General features: G+C 67.1%; 6 protein-coding genes. All 6 read right to left on the reverse strand.

Translation table 11 applies throughout. From position 1 onward, the window contains the following. Positions 1-647 (reverse strand): CDP-diacylglycerol--serine O-phosphatidyltransferase (gene pssA, locus ACTWQJ_RS45055; RefSeq protein WP_443312179.1); only part of this gene is annotated, 647 nt, incomplete at its 3' end. Further along, positions 634-1,290 carry a phosphatidylserine decarboxylase gene (locus ACTWQJ_RS45060; RefSeq protein WP_443312180.1) on the reverse strand — a complete coding sequence of 219 codons (657 nt, stop codon included), beginning with the start codon at positions 1,288-1,290 and terminating at the stop codon, positions 634-636. The genes pssA and ACTWQJ_RS45060, both read right to left, overlap by 14 nt. 171 nt (positions 1,291-1,461) lie before the next feature. After that, entirely contained in the window at positions 1,462-2,667 is a 1,206-nt protein-coding gene (locus ACTWQJ_RS45065) for an acyl-CoA dehydrogenase family protein (protein ID WP_443312181.1), read from the reverse strand. A 2-nt stretch (positions 2,668-2,669) separates the two neighbouring features. Further along, positions 2,670-3,182: a MaoC family dehydratase gene (locus ACTWQJ_RS45070; RefSeq protein WP_224737430.1), complete on the reverse strand. Its 513-nt coding sequence runs from the start codon at positions 3,180-3,182 to the stop codon at positions 2,670-2,672. A 4-nt stretch (positions 3,183-3,186) separates the two neighbouring features. Then, positions 3,187-4,161, reverse strand: coding sequence for an HpcH/HpaI aldolase/citrate lyase family protein (locus ACTWQJ_RS45075; protein WP_443312182.1), 975 nt, complete (start codon positions 4,159-4,161; stop codon positions 3,187-3,189). Further along, positions 4,158-5,945: protein meaA (locus ACTWQJ_RS45080; protein ID WP_443312183.1), on the reverse strand; the 1,788-nt coding region annotated here is incomplete at its 5' end. The genes ACTWQJ_RS45080 and ACTWQJ_RS45075, both read right to left, overlap by 4 nt.

Here is a 5,945-nt window from a genome sequence, read left to right on the forward strand (position 1 = left end):
AGGCGGCCCCGCGGCTTCGGGTACTCGACCCGGCTCACCATCAGCCACGCGGTGCCCAGGATCGCCAGCAGCGTCGCCACGAAGGGCAGCTCCAGCAGCACGATCGCGACGACCGTCAGTGCACCGAACGGGCTGGGCATGCCCTGGAACATGCCGTTCGTCGGCGTCACACAGGAGAATCTCGCGAGCCTCAGCACCACGGCCAGGAGCACGACGATCGCCCCGACCGCCGCCACCCGCTGGTGCGCGTCGTCCGCGACCATGCCGTAGACGAGGACGAAGTACGCGGGGGCCAGGCCGAAGCTGATCAGGTCCGAGAGGTTGTCCAGCTCCGCGCCCATGGGGGAGGAGCGCAGCTTGCGTGCCACCAGGCCGTCGAACAGGTCGAAGACCGCCGCGCAGAGCATGAGGATGACCGCCGTGGCCGCGCTGTGGCGGGCCATGCCGGTCTCCTGGCTGCCGGTGAGGTGCGGGATCAGGATGCCGGTGGTGGTGAAGTACACCGCCATGAAGCCGCACGTGGCGTTGCCGAGCGTGAGGGTGTCCGCTATCGAGAGGCGAAGAGAGAGGGGCATCTCCTCCTCTTCGTCGTCCTCCGCCGCCTCCGGGACCCAGCCCGACTGCGTATCAGGGTCAATCACGGTCAATGCGAGTCACCCCAGCCATGGTCTTCTGGCCGACCTCGACCGCGACCTCGACGCCCTCGGGCAGGTACAGGTCGACGCGCGAGCCGAAGCGGATCAGACCGATCCGCTCGCCCTGCTCGACCTTGGTGCCCTGCGGGATGTAGGGGACGATACGGCGGGCGACCGCGCCGGCGATCTGGATCATCTCGATGTCACCGAGCTCGGTGTCGAAGTGCCAGACGACCCGCTCGTTGTTCTCGCTCTCCTTGTTGAAAGCAGGAACGAATCCGCCCGGGATGTGCTCGACCGACGTCACGGTGCCGGCCAGCGGAGCGCGGTTGACGTGGACGTTGAGCGGGCTCATGAAGATCGCGACGCGGGTACGTCCGTCCTTCCACGGCATGATGCTCTGCACCACGCCGTCGGCGGGCGAGATCACCCGGCCCTGGGTGATCTCGCGCTCGGGGTCGCGGAAGAACCACAGCATCCCCGCCGCGAGCGCGGTGGCGGGGACGGCGACGGCCTTGGCCGCACCGGAGCGGCGTGCACGGGCCAGGCTGAGGGCTGCGGTGGCGACGGTCGGGAGGAGCCACGGCGATGCTCCGCGCGCGAGGCGTGTGCCGACCAGGCTGTCGCGTGGTGCAGAGGTTTGGCTGTGGGGCATGGATGACCTTCGTAGCGGATGATGCCGCGCTCTGAACGGGGGACGGCGGCTTTCTCGCGATCGTAGCGGCTAAGGGCCGTAACTGGGTAAGCAAGGAAGCCGAGTCGGTGGCCGGGGAGTGCCTACGGGGTGTGATCTTCTTCTAGAAGAAAACACCCCGTTTCCGGACATTCAGCCCTGGAATCGATACTCTTCGAGCAGCCTGCGGCCGATGATCATTTTCTGGATCTCGGCGGTACCTTCACCGATCAGCAGCATCGGGGCCTCGCGGTAGAGGCGCTCGATCTCGTACTCCTTCGAGAAGCCGTAGCCGCCGTGGATCCGGAAGGCATCCTCCACGACCTCCTTGCAGTACTCGGAGGCGAGGTACTTCGCCATCCCGGCCTCGAGGTCGTTTCGCTCTCCGGAGTCCTTTTTGCGTGCCGCGTTCACCATCATGGCATGGGCCGCCTCGACCTTGGTAGCCATCTCGGCGAGCTTGAACTGGATCGCCTGATGCTGGGCGATCGGCTTGCCGAAAGTGTGACGCTGCTGGGCGTACCGGACACCCAGCTCGAAGGCACGCTGAGCGACGCCGCAGCCACGTGCCGCAACGTTGACGCGGCCGACCTCGACCCCGTCCATCATTTGGTAAAAACCTCGGCCGGTGACGCCGCCGAGCACCCGATCGGCCGGAATGCGCAGGCCGTCCATGATCAGCTCGGTGGTGTCGACGCCCTTGTACCCCATCTTGTCGATCTTGCCCGGGATGGTGAGGCCGGGACGGACCTCACCGAAGCCGGGCTCCTTCTCCACCAGGAAGGTCGTCATCGACTTGTGGGGCGCGGTGCCCTCGGGATGTCCTTCGTCGCTCCGGACGAGGACGGCGACGAGGGAGGACGTACCGCCGTTCGTCAGCCACATCTTCTGACCGTTCAGGACGTACTCGTCGCCCTCCTTGACCGCCTTCGACGTGATCGCCGACACATCGGAGCCCAGACCCGGCTCCGACATCGAGAAGGCGCCACGGATGTCACCGGCCGCCATCCTCGGCAGGAAGTGGTCCTTCTGCTCCTGCGTGCCGTGCTGCTTGAGCATGTACGCCACGATGAAGTGGGTGTTGATGATGCCGGAGACCGACATCCAGCCGCGGGCGATCTCCTCGACGCAGAGGGCGTACGTCAGAAGCGACTCGCCCAGACCCCCGTACTCCTCGGGGATCATCAGGCCGAACAGGCCCAACTCCTTGAGGCCGTCGACGATCTGCTGCGGATACTCGTCGCGGTGCTCCAGCTCGGTCGCGACCGGGATGATCTCCTTGTCCACGAAGTCGCGGACGGTGGAGAGGATCTCCTGCTGGATGTCGGTCAGACCGGCGGTCTGGGCGAGTCGCGCCATTGCTACTTCCCCTGTTCCTTGAGCTCGGGGCGGCCCGGCTGCTCGCCGCCGCGCTCCTTGATGTACGTCTCGGTGGGGACCATCACCTTGCGGCGGAACACGCAGACCAGCGTGCCGTCCTGCTTGTAGCCCTTGGTCTCGACGTGGACGATGCCCCGGTCGTTCTTCGACTTCGACGGCCACTTGTCGAGCACGGTCGTCTGGCCGTAGATCGTGTCGCCGTGGAAGGTCGGCGCCACGTGCTTGAGCGACTCGATCTCCAGGTTGGCGATCGCCTTGCCGGAGATGTCCGGGACGGACATGCCGAGCAGCAGCGAGTAGATGTAGTTCCCGACGACGACGTTCTTGCCGAAGTCCGTCGTCTTCTCCGCATAGTTGGTGTCCATGTGGAGCGGGTGGTGGTTCATGGTGAGGAGACAGAACAGGTGGTCGTCGTACTCGGTGACCGTCTTGCCCGGCCAGTGCTTGTACGTCGCCCCGACCTCGAACTCCTCGTAGGTGCGCCCGAACTGCATGGCCTTACGCCTCCGGAATCTCGAACGTGCTGGTGCGCTGCATGCCGGCGGCGCGTCCCTTGCCCGCGATGACCAGCGCCATCTTGCGGCTGGCCTCGTCGATCATCTCGTCGCCGAGCATCGCGGAGCCCTTCTTGCCGCCCGCCTCGGACGTGTAGTAGTCGTACGCGTCCAGGATCAGCTCGGCGTGGTCGTAGTCCTCCTGGGAGGGCGAGAAGATCTCGTTGGACGCCTCGACCTGGCCCGGGTGCAGCACCCACTTGCCGTCGAAGCCGAGGGCCGCGGCGCGCTGCGCGACCTCGCGGTAGCCGTCGACGTTGCGGATCTGCAGGTAGGGGCCGTCGATCGCCTGGAGGTTGTTGGCGCGGGCGGCCATCAGGATCTTCATCAGGATGTAGTGGTAGGCGTCCGCCGGGTAGCCGGGCGGCTGCTCGCCCACGACCAGCGACTTCATGTTGATCGACGCCATGAAGTCGGCCGGGCCGAAGATGATCGTCTCGATGCGCGGGGAGGCCTGCGCGATCTCGTTGACGTTGTTCAGGCCCTGGGCGTTCTCGATCTGCGCCTCGATGCCGATGCGGCCGACCTCGAAGCCCATGGTCTTCTCGATCTGGGTGAGGAGGAGGTCCAGGGCCACGATCTGCTGGGCGTCCTGGACCTTCGGCAGCATGATGCAGTCGAGGTTCGGACCCGCGCCCTCCACGACGGTCACGACATCGCGGTACGTCCACTCCGTCGTCCAGTCGTTGACGCGCACGACCCTCGTCTTGCCCGTCCAGTCGCCCTCGTTGAGGAACTTGACGATGGTGTGCCGCGCCTCGGGCTTGGCGAGCGGCGCGCAGGCGTCCTCCAGGTCGAGGAAGACCTGGTCGGCGGGGAGGCCCTGGGCCTTCTCCAGGAAGCGCGGGTTGCTTCCCGGCACGGCGAGGCAGGAGCGCCGCGGGCGAAGGCGGTTGACCTGCGGGGCGGGCGTGGTCATGCGGGGACCTCCAGGGGGTCGAGCTTGTTCGCTTTGCGGATCTCGTCGACGATGCGGCCGATGATCCCGGTGATGTCGAAGTCCTTCGGGGTGAAGACCGCGGCGACTCCGGCGGCCCTGAGCTGCTCGGCATCACCGTTGGGGATGATGCCACCGGCGATCACCGGTATATCTGTGGCACCGGCCACACGGAGCCGCTCCAGCACATCCGGCACCAGCTGGGCGTGCGAGCCGGAGAGGATCGACAGGCCCACCGCGTGGACGTCTTCGGCGAGGGCCGCGTCGACGATCTGCTCGGGCGTGAGCCGGATGCCCTGGTAGACCACCTCGAAGCCGGCGTCACGCGCGCGTACGGCGATCTGCTCGGCGCCGTTGGAGTGTCCGTCCAGGCCCGGCTTGCCGACCAGGAAGCGCAGCTTGCCGACGCCGAGGTCGCGCGCGGTCTCCTCGACGCGGCGGCGGACGAGCGCCATCGCGGTGCCCTCCTCGGCGGTCACCGCGACGGGTGCCGACGAGACACCGGTCGGCGCGCGGAACTCGCCGAACACCTCGCGCAGGGCCCCGGCCCACTCGCCGGTCGTCACCCCGGCGCGGGCGCACTCCAGGGTGGCCTCCATGAGGTTGGCGGTGCCCTTGGCGGCCTCCTTCAGGCGCTCCAGCGCCTTGCAGGGGCGCGGGTGGTTGAAGGGTGGCTGGTAGCGGGTGTCGCGCCAGCGCTGGAGGGACTCGATGACACGGGCCTCGACGGCCGGGTCGACCGTCTGGATGGCCGTGTCCAGGTCGGCCGTCAGGGGATTGGGCTCGGTCGCCTCGAAGATGTTGACGCCGACGATCTTCTCCTGACCGGACTCGATACGAGCCCGCCGCTCGGCGTGCGAGGAGACGAGCTGCGACTTGAGGTAGCCGGACTCGACGGCTGCCATCGCGCCGCCCATCTCCTGGATGCGGTCGATCTCCGCGAGCGACTCCTCGACGAGGGCTTCGACCTTCGCCTCGATCACCTTCGAGCCCTCGAAGATGTCCTCGTACTCCAGCAGGTCGCTCTCGTGGGCGAGGACCTGCTGGATGCGCAGGGACCACTGCTGGTCCCAAGGGCGGGGGAGACCCAGGGCCTCGTTCCAGGCGGGAAGCTGGACGGCACGCGCGCGTGCGTCCTTCGAGAGGGTCACGGCCAGCATCTCGAGGACGATCCGCTGGACGTTGTTCTCCGGCTGCGCCTCGGTCAGACCGAGGGAGTTGACCTGGACGCCGTACCGGAAGCGGCGCTGCTTGGGGTTCTCGATGCCGTACCGCTCGCGCGTGACCTTGTCCCAGATCCGCCCGAACGCCCGCATCTTGCACATCTCCTCGATGAAGCGGACGCCCGCGTTCACGAAGAAGGAGATGCGGGCCACGACGTCCCCGAACTTCTCCTCGGGAACCTGCCCCGAGTCGCGTACGGCATCGAGAACCGCGATCGCGGTGGACATCGCGTACGCGATCTCCTGGACCGGTGTGGCGCCCGCCTCCTGCAGGTGGTAGCTGCAGATGTTGATCGGGTTCCACTTCGGGATGTGGGAGACCGTGTACGCGATCATGTCCGTCGTCAGCCGGAGTGAGGGCCCCGGCGGGAAGACGTGCGTCCCCCGCGACAGGTACTCCTTGACGATGTCGTTCTGGGTCGTGCCCTGGAGCTTGGTGATGTCCGCGCCCTGCTCCTCCGCGACGACCTGGTAGAGCGCCAGCAGCCACATGGCCGTGGCGTTGATGGTCATCGAGGTGTTCATCTGCTCCAGGGGGATGTC

Source organism: Streptomyces sp. KR55, assembly GCF_052245645.1.
Classification (GTDB): domain Bacteria; phylum Actinomycetota; class Actinomycetes; order Streptomycetales; family Streptomycetaceae; genus Streptomyces; species Streptomyces flavusporus.